The 16,603-nt window shown below is 71.6% G+C and carries 18 protein-coding genes and 1 pseudogene; all 19 read left to right on the plus strand.

Annotated elements, in window-relative coordinates:
* Nucleotides 1–70 precede the first annotated feature (70 nt).
* The 19 genes and pseudogenes from J2X09_RS21630 to J2X09_RS21720 all read left to right on the plus strand — a co-directional run bounded on the left by J2X09_RS21630 (nucleotide 71) and on the right by J2X09_RS21720 (nucleotide 16,552).
* On the plus strand, nucleotides 71–460 hold the full coding sequence (locus J2X09_RS21630; protein WP_204735561.1) for a HigA family addiction module antitoxin: 390 nt from the start codon (nucleotides 71–73) through the stop codon (nucleotides 458–460).
* 20 nt (nucleotides 461–480) lie between these two features.
* Nucleotides 481–1,134 (plus strand): annotated as a pseudogene (locus J2X09_RS21635) (HyaD/HybD family hydrogenase maturation endopeptidase); the annotation flags it as partial.
* 127 nt (nucleotides 1,135–1,261) lie between these two features.
* Nucleotides 1,262–1,564: a HypC/HybG/HupF family hydrogenase formation chaperone gene (locus tag J2X09_RS21640; RefSeq protein ID WP_204735559.1), complete on the plus strand. Its 303-nt coding sequence runs from the start codon at nucleotides 1,262–1,264 to the stop codon at nucleotides 1,562–1,564.
* Between the two features lie 19 nt (nucleotides 1,565–1,583).
* Nucleotides 1,584–2,078 carry a thioredoxin domain-containing protein gene (locus J2X09_RS21645; RefSeq protein ID WP_204735558.1) on the plus strand — a complete coding sequence of 165 codons (495 nt, stop codon included), beginning with the start codon at nucleotides 1,584–1,586 and terminating at the stop codon, nucleotides 2,076–2,078.
* A 20-nt stretch (nucleotides 2,079–2,098) separates the two neighbouring features.
* Complete coding sequence (locus J2X09_RS21650) at nucleotides 2,099–2,986, plus strand: hydrogenase expression/formation protein (RefSeq protein WP_204735557.1); 888 nt, start codon at nucleotides 2,099–2,101, stop codon at nucleotides 2,984–2,986.
* Nucleotides 2,983–3,210 carry a rubredoxin gene (locus J2X09_RS21655; RefSeq protein ID WP_204735556.1) on the plus strand — a complete coding sequence of 76 codons (228 nt, stop codon included), beginning with the start codon at nucleotides 2,983–2,985 and terminating at the stop codon, nucleotides 3,208–3,210. Before J2X09_RS21650 ends, J2X09_RS21655 begins: the two co-directional genes overlap by 4 nt.
* Nucleotides 3,207–3,776, plus strand: a complete 570-nt coding sequence (hybE, locus tag J2X09_RS21660) for a [NiFe]-hydrogenase assembly chaperone HybE (protein ID WP_204735555.1) — start codon at nucleotides 3,207–3,209, stop codon at nucleotides 3,774–3,776. Before J2X09_RS21655 ends, hybE begins: the two co-directional genes overlap by 4 nt.
* Complete coding sequence (locus tag J2X09_RS21665; protein WP_204735554.1) at nucleotides 3,773–4,915, plus strand: hypothetical protein; 1,143 nt, start codon at nucleotides 3,773–3,775, stop codon at nucleotides 4,913–4,915. The genes hybE and J2X09_RS21665 overlap by 4 nt, the downstream gene beginning before the upstream one ends.
* A complete protein-coding gene (locus tag J2X09_RS21670; RefSeq protein ID WP_204735553.1) occupies nucleotides 4,908–5,255 on the plus strand; it encodes a hydrogenase maturation nickel metallochaperone HypA/HybF in 348 nt (115 codons plus the stop codon). Before J2X09_RS21665 ends, J2X09_RS21670 begins: the two co-directional genes overlap by 8 nt.
* 32 nt (nucleotides 5,256–5,287) lie before the next feature.
* Nucleotides 5,288–6,268, plus strand: coding sequence for a hydrogenase nickel incorporation protein HypB (gene hypB, locus J2X09_RS21675; RefSeq protein WP_204735552.1), 981 nt, complete (start codon nucleotides 5,288–5,290; stop codon nucleotides 6,266–6,268).
* Nucleotides 6,269–6,274: 6 nt separating this feature from the next.
* Nucleotides 6,275–7,531 carry a Kae1-like domain-containing protein gene (locus J2X09_RS21680; protein ID WP_204735551.1) on the plus strand — a complete coding sequence of 419 codons (1,257 nt, stop codon included), beginning with the start codon at nucleotides 6,275–6,277 and terminating at the stop codon, nucleotides 7,529–7,531.
* Complete coding sequence (locus tag J2X09_RS21685) at nucleotides 7,522–7,800, plus strand: HypC/HybG/HupF family hydrogenase formation chaperone (protein ID WP_204735550.1); 279 nt, start codon at nucleotides 7,522–7,524, stop codon at nucleotides 7,798–7,800. The genes J2X09_RS21680 and J2X09_RS21685 overlap by 10 nt, the downstream gene beginning before the upstream one ends.
* A complete protein-coding gene (hypD, locus tag J2X09_RS21690; protein WP_310309370.1) occupies nucleotides 7,797–9,053 on the plus strand; it encodes a hydrogenase formation protein HypD in 1,257 nt (418 codons plus the stop codon). Before J2X09_RS21685 ends, hypD begins: the two co-directional genes overlap by 4 nt.
* 1 nt (nucleotide 9,054) lies before the next feature.
* Complete coding sequence (gene hypE / locus J2X09_RS21695; RefSeq protein ID WP_204735549.1) at nucleotides 9,055–10,113, plus strand: hydrogenase expression/formation protein HypE; 1,059 nt, start codon at nucleotides 9,055–9,057, stop codon at nucleotides 10,111–10,113.
* Between the two features lie 112 nt (nucleotides 10,114–10,225).
* Complete coding sequence (locus J2X09_RS21700; RefSeq protein ID WP_204735548.1) at nucleotides 10,226–10,702, plus strand: hypothetical protein; 477 nt, start codon at nucleotides 10,226–10,228, stop codon at nucleotides 10,700–10,702.
* Entirely contained in the window at nucleotides 10,699–12,435 is a 1,737-nt protein-coding gene (locus J2X09_RS21705; protein WP_204735547.1) for an enoyl-CoA hydratase-related protein, read from the plus strand. The genes J2X09_RS21700 and J2X09_RS21705 overlap by 4 nt, the downstream gene beginning before the upstream one ends.
* Nucleotides 12,432–13,886, plus strand: coding sequence for a sigma-54-dependent transcriptional regulator (locus J2X09_RS21710; RefSeq protein WP_204735546.1), 1,455 nt, complete (start codon nucleotides 12,432–12,434; stop codon nucleotides 13,884–13,886). Before J2X09_RS21705 ends, J2X09_RS21710 begins: the two co-directional genes overlap by 4 nt.
* Before the next feature lie 126 nt (nucleotides 13,887–14,012).
* A complete protein-coding gene (locus tag J2X09_RS21715) occupies nucleotides 14,013–15,014 on the plus strand; it encodes an NADH-quinone oxidoreductase subunit B family protein (protein ID WP_204735545.1) in 1,002 nt (333 codons plus the stop codon).
* The gene (locus tag J2X09_RS21720; protein ID WP_204735544.1) at nucleotides 15,011–16,552 is read left to right on the plus strand and encodes a nickel-dependent hydrogenase large subunit; all 1,542 of its coding nucleotides are present in this window, start codon (nucleotides 15,011–15,013) and stop codon (nucleotides 16,550–16,552) included. Before J2X09_RS21715 ends, J2X09_RS21720 begins: the two co-directional genes overlap by 4 nt.
* Nucleotides 16,553–16,603: the final 51 nt, after the last annotated feature.

Genomic DNA, 16,603 nt, shown 5'->3' on the forward strand with positions numbered 1-16,603 from the left:
TGAGGCCCGGCGAAGCCGGTTCCTCGGCACCTCTGGATTCAAGGCACTTCTCTCGTTCTGCTTCTTCACCATGTCGCGCCTTCGCTCACGTTCCTCGTTGCTGGCTGCATCGGCGATCCCACCGGTGGGCGTGCCGCTGCGCGTGCCCACGCACCCGGGGCGGCTGCTGGCGCGCACCTGCCTGTTGCCGCTCTCGCTCAACCAGAGCGAGGCCGCGCGGCTGCTGGGCATGTCGCGCCGCCGGCTGCACGAGCTGGTGCATGGCCAGCGGGCCATGTCGCCCGACACGGCCATCCGCTGCGCGCGCGTCTTCAGCGTGGACGCCGCCTTCTGGCTCACGCAGCAGGCCGCCTGGGACAGCTTCCACGCGTGGAAGCGACTGCGCGCAGTGCAGTCTTCAATGCCACGCGCAGCGCAGCCCTCGGCCCGCCGGGCCGCGCCTTCCCCCTTCTCCAACTGATTTTCCGAGTGAGTCCCGCCATGCGCCCCACCTCGCCCGAATCGACCTGTCACCCCGGTGGTGACACCCTGCCTTCTTCCATCTGCGTGCTCGGCATCGGCAACCTGCTGTGGGCCGACGAAGGCTTCGGCGTGCGCTGTGTGGAGGCCCTGCAGCAGCGCCACGCCTTCGCGCCGCACGTGTCGCTGGTGGACGGCGGCACGCAGGGCCTGTACCTCATCCAGCACGTGCAGGAAGCGGACGCCCTGCTGATCTTCGACGCCATCGACTACGGCCTGGCGCCTGGCACGCTGAAGCTGGTGCGCGACGACGAGGTGCCGCGCTTCATGGGCGCCAAGAAGATGAGCCTGCACCAGACCGGTTTCCAGGAGGTGCTGTCGCTCGCCCAGCTGACAGGCAAATACCCGTCGCGCGTGCTGCTCATCGGCTGCCAGCCGCAGGAGCTGGAAGACTACGGCGGCAGCCTGCGCCCGGTGGTGAAGGCCGCGATGGAGGAAGCCCTGGCGCTCGGCGTGGACGAGATCGCGCGCTGGGGCGGCCAGCCGGTGGCACGCACCGAACCCCTGCGTGGCCGCGAGACGGTGACCATGGACGAGCTCGCGCTCGCCGCCTACGAAACGCAGCGCCCTTCGCCCACGGCCGCCTGCCGCGACGGCGATGACAGGTTTCTCCCCCCCGCGTCGCTGCGCGCCACCCCCCCAGGGGGGCGATACCAGCCGTCCGGCAAAGCCGGCCCGGCGGTATCCCTGGACGGTATGTCCTCGCACGATGAATTGCAGCAACCGGTGGAGAGGCACTGACATGTGCATCGGCATCCCCATGCAGGTCACCGGCACCGAACCCGGCCACGCGCTGTGCGAGGGGCGCGGCGAGCGCCGCCGTGTGAACACCGCGCTGGTGGGCGACGTGGCCGCTGGCGACTGGCTGCTGGTGTTCCTGGGCGATGCGCGCGAGCGCATCGACGCCGAACGCGCCGCCGAGGTGAACGCCACGCTGGACCTCGTCTTCGGCGCCATGCAGGGCGATGGCGCGGGCGCTGACGCCGGCTTCGAACTGCCTTCGCGCATGAGCGCCGAACAACTCCGCCAGCTCGCTGGCCACTGATTCTTTCTGGAGACCTTTCATGAGCACAGAGACCGTTTTCAAGCCGCTGGCCGTCACCCCGCCCAGCACCGACCCTGCCGCGCCGCTGGTGATGCGCCTGGTGCGCGACTTCGGCGCCGCGCTGGTGGACGAAACCAGCGTGGCCGACTGGACCGCGCTGCCCGGCGACCGCGTGCTGCTGCTCGCGGGCGACGCGGTGCGCTTTCCCGAAGGGCAGGACGTGGCGGCCGTGCTGCCCGAGCTGATGAAGGTGTTCCCGCAACGCTTCGAGGTGGCGGCCGTGCCGCGCGACAGCGAGGACGCGGTGGCGCGCCGCTACGGCTCGCAGCGCTGGCCTTCGCTGCTGTTCTTCCGCGGTGGCCAGTACGTGACCGCCATCGCCGGCATGCAGGACTGGGACGTGTACCTGCAGGGCGTGGACGCGGCGTTGCGCATGCCCCCTTCGCGCCCACCCACCATCGGCATTCCGGTGGTGAGCAAGACCTCTTCCAGCGACACCGGCGGCTGCCACTGACTCTTTTCCAAGGACACCCCATGAAAGAATTTCCCATTCCCCTCGTGGCCCTGGGCCCCGGCACGCACACCGAGGACGAGACGCTCGACTACATGCCCATGCCCAAGGACATGACCACCTACCGCCCACCGGTGCTGCCCGAGCCCGAGGAACTCGCGGGCCTGGACCAGGCGCGCAGCGCGCTGCAGCAGGTGCTGGCGCTGCTCGAACGCGGTGCCGAGGGCGGTGCGCCCGGCATGGTGCGGCTGGGCCAGCTGGCCCCGCGCGATTTCCAGATCATCAACCAGGTGCTGGGCGAGGGGGAGGCCAGCGCCATCGTGCAACTCGGCGCGGGCAACCTGGAAGTGCGCGTGCAGGAATCGGTGTTCGCAGGCGTGTGGCGCCTCATGACCTGGCGGCGCGGCGAAGGCGCGGACGAACCGGTGCTGGTGCTGGTGGACGACGCGATCGAGGTCGGCCCCGTGCCGTCGCTGTTCTCGACCATCGCCGCCGAGGACGTGTGGACCACGCCGCCCGAGTGGCGCGGCGAGCTGCCCCCCAACGTGCAGAACGCACCGCTGCTGGTGGACGAGATCCGCGACCAGGTGGCGCAATGGCGGCCCGGCCAGGTGCCGCACGTGGTCAACCTCACGCTGCTGCCGGTGTCGCCGGAAGACATCGGTTTTCTGGACCACCAGCTCGGCACCGGTCGCGTGCTGATGCTCTCGCGCGGCTACGGCAACTGCCGCATCTCGAACACGCGCCTGCCGAACTGCTGGCGCGTGGTGTACTACAACTCCATGGACAAGGTCATCCTCAACACGGTGGAGGTGGTGGACATGCCCGAGGTGGCCATGGCCGCACCCGAAGACCTGCGCGATTCGCACGACCGCTTGCGCGAGGTGATGGTGTACCTCGAAGGGGAATGAAGGTGGACCACTTCGAAGGCTTCGAGGGCTCCTACCTCGGCAACCGCGAGGTGCTGCGGCCGGACTCGCGCCTGGAATGCAAGATCTGCTGGTGGGTGTACGACCCGGCCACGGGCGACCCGCAATGGCAGATTCCCGCCGGCACGCCGTTCGCCGACCTGCCGGCGCACTGGCGCTGCCCGAACTGCGATTGCGAGCCCGATCAGTTCCTTCTGCTGCCATGACACAGGAACACCCCCTGCGCCGCTTCGCGTCTTCCCCCTTGCAGGGGGGCCATGCCAGCGGCCCGGCCCAGCCGGTTCCGCGGCATGTGCTGGAGGAGCGCGTCCTCGCGCTCGAAAACTTCTACCGCCTTGTGCAGGTCGAGCGCATGCAGGGCATTCCCCTGCTCAACGCAGCGCTGCAGGTGGAGGCGGTGGGTTTCGAGTGGAGTGCGGCGGATGCCGAAGAACCGGTGGCCGAGGGCGTGCTCATCACGCCGTGGTTCATGAGCCTGGTGCGCCTGCCCGCGCAGCCGCTGCCGCACGGCCACCGCGTGGGCCGCAGCACGGTGCACGCGTTCGGCAGCGAGCGTTTCGATTTCATCGGCGCGCACGACCCCGCCGTGGGCTTCCACGAGACCTGCGCGCTGTTCTCGCCCATGGGCGAATTCACCACGCAGGCGCTGGCGCGCGAGACCGCGCGGGAGGCGCTGGCGTTGACGCGGCCCGCGCCGGTTGCGGCGCCGGCACCGGCCGTGCGCGAGCCGGTGCCGGCGCGCCGCGCCTTCTTCCTCGGGGGCCGCGCATGACCGACGTGGCGCTCGGCGGTTTGCAGCAGCTGGCCGGCGCGCTGCGCGTCACGCCCGGGGCACCGCCACCGCTGGGCCTGCAGAGCTCGCGCCAGGACTGGGCCTCGCGCATGGGCCACGGCGTGCCAGCGGCGCGGCTGCCCGGGTTGATGGCCAGCCTGTTCAACCTGTGCGGCCACGCGCACCACCTGTGCAGCCAGATCGCGATCGACGCGGCCGTGCCCGGCCTGCTGCCGCCACCCGAGGCGGTGGCCGAACGCCTGCGCCGCGAGACGGCGATGGAGCACGTCCGCCGCATCGGCCTGGACTGGCCGCTCCTGCTTGCGCCCGCGCTCGCCACGCAGGCCACCACCGACCTGCGCACCTGCCCGCTACCCCGGCAGGACGCCACCGACCCCTGGCCCGCGCTGCGCGACTGGCTGCAGCACGCGCTGCTGCACAGGCCGGTGGCCGACTGGCTCGCGGCCTGGCGCGCGGGCGGCACCGACTGGCTCGACACCTGGGCACAACGCCATGAACACTGGCTTCCCCAGGCGCTGCGCCACGCACGGCCAGCCGACACCGGCCCCGCGCTGCAACCCGACAACGCCTTGCGCCCGCACGCCGACCCGATCAGCTTGCGCATGCTGGGCGCCACGCTCGCACACAGGCCGGCCTTCGCGCTGCGCCCGCTGTGGCACGGCGCCTGCGCGCACACTGGCCCCTGGAGCCGCATCGGCCAGGCCCGCGAAGACCTGCCGCTCACGCCCTGGGGGCTGCTCGGCGCACGCCTGGCCGAACTGGCGCGGCTCGCGCTGGACGGCGGCGACACCTGCCTGAGCCATGGTGCCGTGGCCACCGGCCCGAACCGGGGCCTGGCCTGGGTGGAGATGGCGCGCGGCCTGCTGGTGCACCAGGTGGAGGTGGACCCGGCCTCGCACCGCGTGCTGGCCTGCCGCGTGGTGGCGCCCACCGAATGGAACTTCCACCCGCAGGGCGAAGTGGCGCAGCGCCTGGCGCGGCTCGACCCCGCACAACCGGAGGCCACATTGGCGCGCAGCGTGAACCTGCTGGTGGCCGCGTTCGACCCCTGCGTGCCCTTCACCATCGAGCGCCGCGCGGCGCCGCGTGCGCAGGCGCAGGAGGTGGGCCATGCATGAAGCCAGCCTGGCCGGCGGTGTGCTGCAGCTGGTGGAAGACACCGCCGCACGCGAAGGCTTCACGCGCCTGCTGGCGCTGCGGCTCGAAGCCGGGCAGCTCGCGGGCGTGGACGTGCGCGCGCTGCGTTTCGCGCTGGAGGCGCTGGCGCCCGGCACGCTGCTCGACGGCGCGCGCATCGAGATCGAAGAACCCGCGGGCCAGGCCTGGTGCCTGGGCTGCTCGCAGACCGTGGCCCTGGCACAGCGCGGCGACGCCTGCCCGGCCTGCGGTGGCTTTCACCTGCAACCGACCGGCGGCAGCGAATTGCGCGTGCTGGACATGCAGGTGGCCGATGATTGAATGGCCTCACGAGACAGAACAGGAGACCCGACATGTGTGTCGTATGCGGATGCAGTGACAGCGGTGCCACGCACCAACACCACCACCACGCCCCGGCCACCGAAGCACCGGTGCAGGTGAACCCGGCCAGTGGCGACCTGCACTTCGGCGCGGGCGCGGCCCGCGTGTCGGTGCCGGGCATGAGCCAGGCGCGCGCGATCAAGCTGGAGACCGACATCCTCGGTGCGAACAACCGCGTGGCCGCGCAGAACCGCGCGCACTTCGACGCGCATGGCGTGACCGCGCTCAACCTCGTGTCCAGCCCGGGTTCGGGCAAGACCACGCTGCTGTGCGCCACCATCGAAGCACTGAAGACCCACGCGCCGGGCCTGCCGGTGTCGGTGATCGAGGGCGACCAGCAGACCAGCTTCGACGCCGACCGCATCCGCGCCACGGGTGCCCCGGCGATCCAGGTCAACACCGGCAAGGGCTGCCACCTCGACGCGCCCATGGTGGCCGAGGCCTTCTCGCGGTTGCACACGCATGAGCACGACCACGATCACGGCCATGACCACCGGCACCACCATCACCACCACGCGCACAGCCTGCTGTTCATCGAGAACGTGGGCAACCTGGTGTGCCCCGCCGTGTGGGACCTGGGTGAGGCCGCGAAGGTGGCGATCCTCTCGGTGACCGAGGGCGAGGACAAACCGCTGAAGTACCCCGACATGTTCGCCGCCGCCTCGCTCATGGTGCTCAACAAGGTGGACCTCTTGCCGCACGTGCGCTTCGACGTGGCGCGCTGCATCGAACTCGCGCGGCGCGTGAACCCAGGCATCGAGGTGATCCAGCTCTCGGCCACCACGGGCGAGGGCATGGACGCCTGGCTGCACTGGCTGGACCACCGCATGGGCCACGACCACCATCACCACCACGATGAACCCCACGGCACCGAGACCGCGCTGCGCGAACGCGTGCGCCAGCTCGAAGCCGAACTGGCCCGCACGCGTGAGGCCTTGGGCGCCGCGGGCTGACACGCCATGGAACACCGCGCCCCGCCCGTGATCGCCTGCGGCGCCTGGCTGAAGAACGCCGCGTGCCTGCTCGACGCGCAGGGGCAGGCCCACTGGTCCGCCGTGCACGGCGACCTGAGCGACCCGGCGGCCTGCGCCGCGCTGGAAGCCTCGGCGCGCGCGCTGCTGGGTGCACACGGCCAGCCGGTGCGCGCGGTGGCACACGACCTGCATCCGGATTTCTTCAGCACACGTTTCGCGGTGGAACTCGCGGACGCGCTGGGCGTGCCCGCCATTGGCGTGCAGCACCACCACGCACACATCGCGGCTGTTGTCGCTGAAAACCAGTTGCAAGGCCCGGTGATCGGCCTCGCGCTCGACGGCGTGGGCCTGGGCGAAAAACAGGCCTCCCCCTGCCGGGCTTCGCCCGTTCCCCCAGTGGGGGACAGCCGGTCTTGGGGCGGCCCGGCGACCGACTTCGAAGCCTGGGGCGGTGAGCTGTTGCTGGTGGACGGCGCACGCTGCCAGCGCCTGGGCCACCTGCACCCACTCGCCCTGCCCGGCGGCGACCGCGCCGCGCGCGAGCCCTGGCGCATGGCCGCGAGCGCGCTGCACGCGCTGGAACGCGGCGCCGAGATCGTGCCGCGCTTCGCCCCCGCCGTGGGCGAGGCCACGGCGCAAGGCGTGCGGCAGATGCTGGAACGCGGCCTGAACAGCCCGCTGACCAGCAGCACCGGCCGCTGGTTCGACGCCGCCGCCGCCGCGCTGGGCCTGAGCGTGCGCCAGACCGACGAGGCCGAGGCCGCGATCGCACTGGAAACTGCGGCCCGCCGCTGGCTCGAACACCACCCCGCGCCCGAGCCGTTGGCCGACGCGCTGGTGGAGCTGCTCACCGACACCCTGCCCGACGGCCAGCGCCGGCTCGACCTGCGCGGCTTGTTCGCCCGGCTGCTCGACGTGCCGGCCGCGAGTGCGGACGAGGCCGCCGCGGGCTTTCATGTGGCGCTGGCCGACGCGCTGGCGCACTGGGCCACGCAGGCCGCTCGCCAACACGGCACGCGCACCGTGTGCCTGGGTGGTGGCTGCTTCTTCAACCGCGTGCTGCGCGAGCGCGTGATCGAGCGCCTGCGCGCCGCCGGCCTCGAGGTGCACCTGCCGGGCGCCAGCGGCTGTGGCGACGCGGGCCTGGCGCTCGGCCAGGCCTGGGTGGCGGCGCGGCAGCTCGAAGTCGGCACCCCACAGAACAACGACACCCACGAAAAGGAGACCCAACCATGTGCCTAGCCATACCCGCGCGGCTGGTGGAGCTTCGACCCGACGACCAGGCCGTGGTCGACCTCGGTGGCATCCGCAAGGAAATCTCCATCGCCCTGGTGGCCGATGTGCAGGTGGGCGACTACGTGATCGTGCACGTGGGCCACGCCATCGGCACCATCGACCCCGAGGAAGCCGAACGCACGCTGGCGCTGTTCGCCGAGATGGCGCGCATGAACGAGGAGGGGAGCAGCGAACCCCACGCAGTGGGGAGCGTGGGGGCGGAGGTGCTCCCATGAAATACATCGACGAATTCCGCGACGGTGAACTCGCGCAACAGATCGGCGCGCGCATCGCCGCCGAGGCCGACCCGGCCCGCACCTACAGCTTCATGGAGTTCTGCGGCGGCCACACGCACGCGATCTCGCGCTACGGCGTGATGGAGCTGCTGCCGCCCAACGTGAAGATGGTGCACGGCCCCGGCTGCCCGGTGTGCGTGCTGCCCATCGGCCGCATCGACCAGGCCATCGGCCTCGCGCTCGCGCAGGGCGCCATCGTCTGCACCTACGGCGACACCATGCGCGTGCCGGCATCGGAAAGCCTGTCTCTCATTCGAGCCAAGGCGCGCGGCGGCGACATCCGCATGGTGTATTCCGCCGCCGACGCGCTGACCATCGCGCGCCAGAACCCGCAACGCGAGGTGGTCTTCTTCGCCATCGGCTTCGAGACCACCACGCCGCCCACCGCGCTCACGCTGCAGCTCGCGAAGCGCGAAGGCCTCACCAACTTCAGCGTGCTGTGCTGCCACGTGCTCACACCGTCAGCGATCACGCACATCCTCGAATCGCCCGAGGTGCGCGACTACGGCACGGTGCCCATCGATGGTTTCGTCGGCCCCGCGCACGTGAGCATCGTGATCGGCTCCGGCCCCTACGAGCACTTCGCCGAGGAGTACCGCAAGCCGGTCGTCATCGCGGGCTTCGAGCCGCTGGATGTGATGCAGGCCATCCTGATGCTGGTGCGCCAGGTGAACGAGGGCCGCGCGCTGGTGGAGAACCAGTTCAAGCGCGCCGTCACCTCCGAAGGCAACCTGAAGGCGCAGGCCATGGTGTCCGAGGTGTTCGAGCTGCGACCCAGCTTCGAATGGCGCGGCCTGGGCGAGGTGCCGTACAGCGCGCTGAAGATCCGCGAGGCCTACGCCGACTTCGATGCCGAGCGCCGCTTCGGGCTGAACTACAGGCCCGTGGCCGACAACAAGGCCTGCGAGTGCGGCGCGATCCTGCGCGGCGTGAAGCGGCCGACCGACTGCAAGATCTTCGGCACCGTGTGCACACCCGAGAACCCGGTGGGCTCGTGCATGGTGTCGAGCGAGGGCGCCTGCGCGGCGCACTACACCTACGGGCGCTTCCGGGATGTCCAGGAGATCACCCCCTGCGCCGCTTCGCGGCTTCCCCCTCTCTCGCCTTCGGCGGGAGGGGGACGGCACCTGAGGCCCGGCGAAGCCGGTTCCTCGGTGCCCCTGGGAGGCGCTCCGGAGGCATTGGAAAGCTGAAATGAAAAAAGACTACACACGCCCGCTCGACATCAAGCACGGCCGCGTGGACATGGGCCACGGCGCCGGTGGTAAGGCTGCGGCGCAGCTGATCGAGGAGCTGTTTCTCGCTGCCTTCGACAACCCGTACCTGCGCCAGGGCGACGACGGCGCGCGCCTGCCGCTGCCCAGCTTCCCGGCCGGGGAAGGCCGGCTGGTGATGGCCACCGACGGCCATGTGGTGTCGCCGCTCTTCTTTCCCGGTGGCGACGTGGGCTGCCTCTCGGTGCACGGCACGGTGAACGACGTGGCCATGTCGGGCGCCACGCCGCTGTGGCTGAGCGCGAGCTTCATCCTGGAGGAAGGTTTTCCGCTGATCGAGCTGCAGCGCATCGTGCGCTCCATGGCGGCGGCCGCGCGCGCCGCCGGCGTGCCCATCGTCACCGGCGACACCAAGGTGGTGGAGAAGGGCAAGGGCGACGGTGTGTTCATCAGCACCACCGGCGTGGGCGTGGTGCCACCGGGGGTGGACATCGCCGGGTGCAACGCGCGCGCGGGTGACGTGCTGCTGCTCTCCGGCCCCATTGGCGACCACGGCGTGGCCGTGCTTTCGCAGCGCGAGTCGCTCGCGTTCGAAACCACCATCGAGAGCGACACCGCCGCGCTGCACACCCTGGTGGCCGCCATGCTGCACGCGGCGCCCGGCGCGGTGCGCGTGCTGCGCGACCCCACGCGCGGCGGCCTGGCCACCACGCTCAACGAGATCGCGAAACAGTCGGGCGTGGGCATGCTGCTGCAGGAGGCCGCCATCCCGGTGCGGCCGCAGGTGGACGCGGCCTGCGAACTGCTCGGGCTGGACCCGCTGTACGTGGCCAACGAAGGCAAGCTGGTCGCCGTGTGCGCGCCCGAAGCGGCCGACGCCGTGCTGGCCGCCATGCGCGCGCACCCGCTGGGCGCCGAGGCCGCGCGCATCGGCGAGGTGACCACCGACCCGCACCACTTCGTGCAGATGGCCACGCGCTTCGGCGGGCGGCGCGTGGTGGACTGGCTCAGCGGTGAGCAACTGCCGCGGATATGTTGACCCGCCTGCGTCGCCTTTGGCGCCTCCCCCCGGGGGGGCGACACCCTGGGGCCGGCGAAGCCGGACCCTCGGTGTCCCTGGAGGGGACATCTCACGCCGGAAGGGGAAGTTGATGCCCAATACCGTGTTCCAGAAAACCGCGCGCGGGCGCGCCGAGGTCGTGCAGCGTTCGGACCGCGTGCCGGCCGCCATGCGCTCGGTGCTGATCATGGTGAACGGCAGCGACACCGTGAGCGCCCTGGCCTCGCGTGGCGTGCCGCAGGTGCGCGAACAGATGCAGGCGCTGCTGGCGCTGGGGCTGATCGAACCGGTGCCCGCGCCCGCGCCGCCCCCCGCGCCGCCCCCCGCGCCACCCCCCACGGCCACGGCCTTGCCGGCCACGGTGCACGACGCGTTGTGCCGGAAGGCGCTGGCGCGGCTGGCCGTGCACTTCGGCGCCGATACGCCGGCCGTGGTGCAACCGCTGCGCGACGCGCACACGGTGGCCGCGTTCAACGCCGCGCTGGATGGCATCGAGTCGCGGCTGGCCGCCCACATGGGCCGCAGGCACGCCGCGCGCGAACTGCAGGGGCTGCGGCCAGGCCCATGAACACCCCGGCGGGCGGCCTGCGCATCCTGTTGCTGTGCCACAGCTTCAACAGCCTCACGCAGCGCCTGTTCGCCGAGTTGCGCGCGCGCGGCCACACCGTGAGCGTGGAACTGGACATCAACGACCGCGTGACCGAAGAGGCGGTGGCGCTGTTCCGGCCCGACCTGCTGCTCGCGCCTTTTCTCAAGCGCCGCATACCGGCCAGCGTGTGGCAGGCGCTCACCTGCCTCGTCGTCCACCCCGGGCCGCCGGGTGACCAGGGCCCTTCGGCGCTGGACTGGGCGGTGCTGCGCGGCGAACGCGAATGGGGCGTGACGGTGCTGCAGGCCAACGCCGATTTCGACGCCGGCCCGGTGTGGGCACACGCCGTGTTCCCCCTGCGCGAGGCGAGCAAAGGCAGCCTGTACCGGCGCGAGGTGACGCAGGCCGCGCTGCAGGCGACGCTCGCCGCCCTGCAGCGTTTCGAGCGCGGGGAACGCCAGGGCGATGCCCCGCCGGCCGCGCAATGGCGGTCCGCGATGCGGCAGGCCGACCGCGCCATCGACTGGAGCCGCCACACCACCGCCGAGGTGCTGGCGCGGTTGCGCTGCGCCGACGGTCAGCCCGGCGTGCTCGATGCGCTCTGGGGGCACGCCTGCCACCTGGGCGACGGCCACGCCGCGAGCGCGGCGGTGATGGCCGGCTTTGCGCACGCCGCACCGGGCGAGGTGCTGGCGGTGCGCGATGGCGCACTGTTGCGCCGCACGCGCGACGGTGGCGTGTGGATCGGCCAGGCGCGCCGTGTGGCCGAGGGCGCACCCGGGTTCAAGCAGGTGGCGGCCGAGGCCTTCGCCACCGAAGCCGCCGCCCTGCCCCGCCTGCCCGTGCCGCTGCAGCGGCCCGACAGCGAATGGGGCGAGCTGCGCTACACCGAACACGGCCTGGATGGCGCGCGCGTGGGCTGCCTGCGCTTCGACTTCCACAACGGCGCCATGTCCACCGCGCGCTGCGAACGCCTGCGCGAGGCGCTGGTTTCGCTGCGCGACCGTCCCACCCGCGTGCTGTTGCTGCTCGGCGGGGAAGATTTCTTCAGCAACGGCATCGATCTCAACCGCATCGAGGCGGCCGCGCACCGCAGCGGCGACAGCGCGGCCGACGAGTCGTGGCGCAACATCCAGGCCATGAACGACGCGGCGCTCGCCGTGATCGAGACACCGGATCGCCTCACCGTGAGCGTGCTGCGCGGCAACGCGGGCGCGGGCGGGGCGTTCCTGGCGCTCGCGGCCGACGAGGTGTGGGCACACGGTGGCGTGGTGCTCAACCCGCACTACAAGAACATGGGCAACCTCTACGGATCGGAATACTGGACCTACCTGCTGCCGCGCCGCCTGGGCGAGGCCGGCGCAAAGGACCTGATGGCGCGCCGACTTCCCCTGCTGGCGCGCGAGGCCGCCGCGATGGGCCTGATCGACCATTGCGACGAGGCCGCCCGCGAGGGCTTCGAGGGCCGCTGCCTGGAGCGTGCACTGGCGATGGCCGCCTCCTACAATCTGCCGGACCGGCTGATGGCGCGACAGGCCGCACGCGAACGCGACGAAGCCCGACGCCCGCTGGCCCACCACCGCGAACAGGAACTCGCGCGCATGCACCGCAATTTCTACGGCTTCGATCCCAGCTACCACGTGGCGCGCCACCACTTCGTGCACAAGGTGCCGCACGCGTGGACGCCCCGGCATCTGGCCCTGCACCGATGAACGCGCCCTTGCCCACCGAAGCCCTGCCCACCGTGCTGGTGGTGGACGACGAGGTGCGCTCGCAGGACGCGATGCGCCGCACGCTGGACGAGGACTTCACCGTGTTCACTGCCAGCAGCGCCGACGAGGCGCGCGGCCTGCTGGAGCGCCAGCCGGTGAGCGTGATCCTGTGCGACCAGCGCATGCCCGGCATCACCGGCGTGGCCTTCCTCAAGGAGGTGCGCGAACGCTGGCCCGAGGCGGTGCGCATCGTGATCTCGGGCTACACCGACAGCGAGGACATCATCGCCGGCATCAACGAGGCCGGCATCTACCAGTACATCCTCAAGCCCTGGGCGCCCGACCACCTGCTGGACTCGGTGCGCAACGCGGTGGAGGCGCAGTCGCTGCAGCGCCAGACCAGCCGGCTCGACCTGGAGCTGCGCACCAGCACCGGTGTGCTGCGCCAGCGCACCGCCACGCAGATCGACCGCGCGCGGGCCAGCTTCGGCTTCGACCGCATCGTGCGTGCGCCGGGCAGCCCGCTCGATGCCGTCTCGGCGATGGCGGCGCGCGTGGCGCGCTACGACATCGCGGTGCTTGTGCTCGGCGAATCGGGCACCGGCAAGGAGCTGCTGGCGCGCGCGATCCACTACGCCTCGCCGCGCCTGACCGGCCCCTTCGTGGTGGAGAACTGCGCGGCGATTCCCGACACGCTGCTCGAGTCCGAGCTGTTCGGCCACAAGCGCGGCGCCTTCACCGGCGCCTACGAAGACCACCCGGGCCTGTTCCAGCGCGCGCACGGCGGCACCGTGTTCCTGGACGAGATCGGCGAGACCTCGCCCGCGTTCCAGGTGAAGCTGCTGCGCGTGCTGCAGGAAGGCGAGGTGCGGCCCGTGGGCGGTGCGCGCCCGGTGCCGGTGGATGTGCGCGTGATTGCCGCCACCCACCGCGACCTGGAGCAGCGCGTGCGCGACGGCCTGTTCCGCGAAGACCTGTATTACCGGCTGGCCGGCGTCACACTCACCGTGCCACCGCTGCGCGAACGGGCGGCCGACATCCCCCCCATTGCGCGCCAGCTGGTGCAGGACGTGGCCACCGAGCTGGGCCACCCGGGCGCCGCGCTGCCCGACGCCACATTGGCCTGCCTGCTCGCCTACCCCTGGCCCGGCAACATCCGCGAGCTGCGCAACGAGATCGCGCGCGCCCTGGCACTGCAGGACGGGCGCGAGCTGGAAGCCGCGTCGTTCTCCGCGCGCGTGCTGCAGGGCCACGGCAAGGGCGGCGAAGACCTGCTGGCCGCCCTGCCCACCAGCGGCACGCTGGCCGAACGGCTGGACGTGATCGAGGCCATGGTGCTGCGCGAGACGCTGCAGCGCCACCGCTGGAACAAGACGCGCGTGGCGCAGGAGCTCGGCCTCTCTCGCGTCGGCCTGCGCGGCAAGATGCAACGCCTCGGACTGGAGAAGTGATGACCACCCCCGTCGCTTGCTCACTGCGTGTAGCCGCATCCCCCCTCAAGGGGGCAACACCTGCGGCCAGGCAAAGCCCGATCCGCGGTGTTCCTGGTACAAGACACTTCTCGCCGGAGGGTTGACATGGCCTTGAATGTCCTGTGGTTGCAAAGCGGTGGTTGCGGCGGCTGCAGCATGTCGCTGCTGTGCGCGGACACGACCGACTTCCAGGGCCACCTGCGCGACGCGGGCGTGAACCTGCTGTGGCACCCCTCGCTCTCGATGGAGAGTGGCGACGAACTGCTGGACCTGCTCGACGACGTGCTGGAAGGCCGCACGCGGCTCGATGCGCTGTGCGTGGAAGGCTCGCTGCTGCGCGGCCCGAACGGCACCGGCCGCTTCCACATGCTGGCCGGCACGCAGCTGCCCATGATCGACTGGGTGCGCCGCCTGAGCGCGCGCGCGAAGCACGTGGTGGCGGTGGGCAGCTGCGCGGCCTGGGGCGGCATCACCGCCGGCGGCGACAACCCCACCGACGCCTGCGGCCTGCAATACGAGGACGACCACCCGGGCGGCCTGCTCGGTGCGGCGTTCCGCTCGGCCAGCGGCCTGCCGGTGATCAACATCGCCGGCTGCCCCACGCACCCGAGCTGGGTGATCGACACGCTGATGGCGCTGGCCGCCGACAGCTTCGGCGCCGACGAGCTCGACCCGCTCAACCGCCCGCGCTTCTACGCCGACCAGCTGGTGCACCACGGCTGCACGCGCAACGAGTACTACGAGTTCAAGGCGAGTGCGGAGAAGCCGTCGGACCTGGGCTGCATGATGGAACACATGGGCTGCAAGGGCACGCAGGTGCACGCGGACTGCAACACGCGGCTGTGGAACGGCGAAGGCTCGTGCACGCGCGGTGGCTATGCCTGCATCGCCTGCACCGAACCCGGCTTTCAGGAACCCGGCCACCCGTTCCACGAAACGCCCAAGCTCGCCGGCATTCCCATCGGCCTGCCGACCGACATGCCCAAGGCCTGGTTCGTCGCGCTGGCGTCGCTCTCCAAGAGCGCCACGCCCAAACGCGTGAAGCAGAACGCGGTGGCGGATCACCTCGTCGTGAAGCCCGCCGTGCGCAAGACAAGGCTGAAATGAGCCGACCGAGCGACGCCGGGCCGCCCCAAGGCGCGAGCGCCCCCTTGGGGGGCAGTGAAGTCCGCGCAGCGGCGAACGTGGGGGCACGTCTTGTCGTCGGACCGTTCAACCGCGTCGAAGGCGACCTCGAGGTGCAGCTCGACGTGCAGGGCGACCGCGTGGCCTCGGCGCAGGTCAACGCCACCATGTACCGCGGCTTCGAGCAGATCCTGCAGGGCAAGGCGCCGCACGACGCGCTGGTGTACGTGCCGCGCATCTGCGGCATCTGCTCGGTGTCGCAGTCGGTCGCGTCGGCGCGCGCGCTGGCGCACCTGGGTGGCATCGCGATGCCGGCCAACGGGCAGCACGCGAGCAACGTGATCCTGGCGACCGAGAACCTGGCCGACCACCTCACGCACTTCTACCTGTTCTTCATGCCGGACTTCGCGCGCCCGGTGTACGCCGGCCACGCCTGGCACGCCGAGGCGGTGCGCCGCTTCGCACCGAACCACGGCGAGCAGGTGCGCGCGGCCACGGCGGCGCGCCAGCGCTGGTTCACGCTGCTGGGCACGCTGGGCGGCAAATGGCCGCACACGCAGTCCATCGAGCCGGGCGGCAGCACGCGCCCCATCGACGCGGCCGAGCGCGTGCGCCTGCTCGCGCGCGTGCGCGAGTTCCGCGCCTTCCTCGAACGCCAGCTGTTCGCCGCGCCGCTGGAGGCCGTCACCAGCCTGGACAGCGAGGACGCGCTGTGGGCCTGGCACGCGCAGGCCCCCCTGGGCGGCGACCTGCGCTTCTTCCTCACGCTGGTGCACGACCTGAAGCTGCAGTTGCTCGGCCCCGGCCCGGGCCGCTACCTGAGTTACGGCGCCTACGCGCAACCCGATGGTGGCCACGCGCTGCCCGGCGGCGTGTGGCGCGCCGACGCCGCGCGGCTCGACGCGGTGGACGCGGCCGCCATCACCGAAGACGCCACGCACGCCTGGCTGGCCGATGGCCCGGGCCCGCTGCACCCGCTGCAGGGCCAGACCCGGCCCGACCCCGACAAGGCGCGTGGCTACACCTGGAACAAGGCGCCGCGCCTGGCGGGCGAGGTGGTGGAGACCGGCGCGATCGCGCGCCAGCTCGCCTCGGGCCAGCCGCTGGTGCGCGACGCGGTGGCGCGGCACGGCGGCAACGTGTACACCCGCGTGCTCGCGCGCTCTCTCGAACTCGCGCGCGTGGTGCCGATGATGGAAGACTGGCTGCGCGCGCTGCAACCCACCGAGCCGTTCTGCGTGCCGTCCCACCTGCCCGACGAGGGCAGCGGCATCGGCCTGTCGGAGGCCGCGCGCGGCAGCCTGGGCCACTGGGTGGTGGTGCGCAACGGCCGCATCGCCAACTACCAGATCGTCGCGCCCACGAGCTGGAACTTCTCACCCCGTGACGCGGCCGGCACGCCGGGCGCGCTCGAACAGGCGCTGGTGAACGCGCCGGTGCGCGAGGGCGAGAAGACACCGGTGGCGGTGCAGCACATCGTGCGCTCGTTCGACCCCTGCATGGTCTGCACGGTGCACTAGATATGAACACCCCCCTGCGCCGCTGCGCGGCTTCCCCCCTCTACGGCGCGC

This window comes from Hydrogenophaga laconesensis, assembly GCF_031457235.1.
GTDB lineage: Bacteria > Pseudomonadota > Gammaproteobacteria > Burkholderiales > Burkholderiaceae_C > Hydrogenophaga > Hydrogenophaga laconesensis.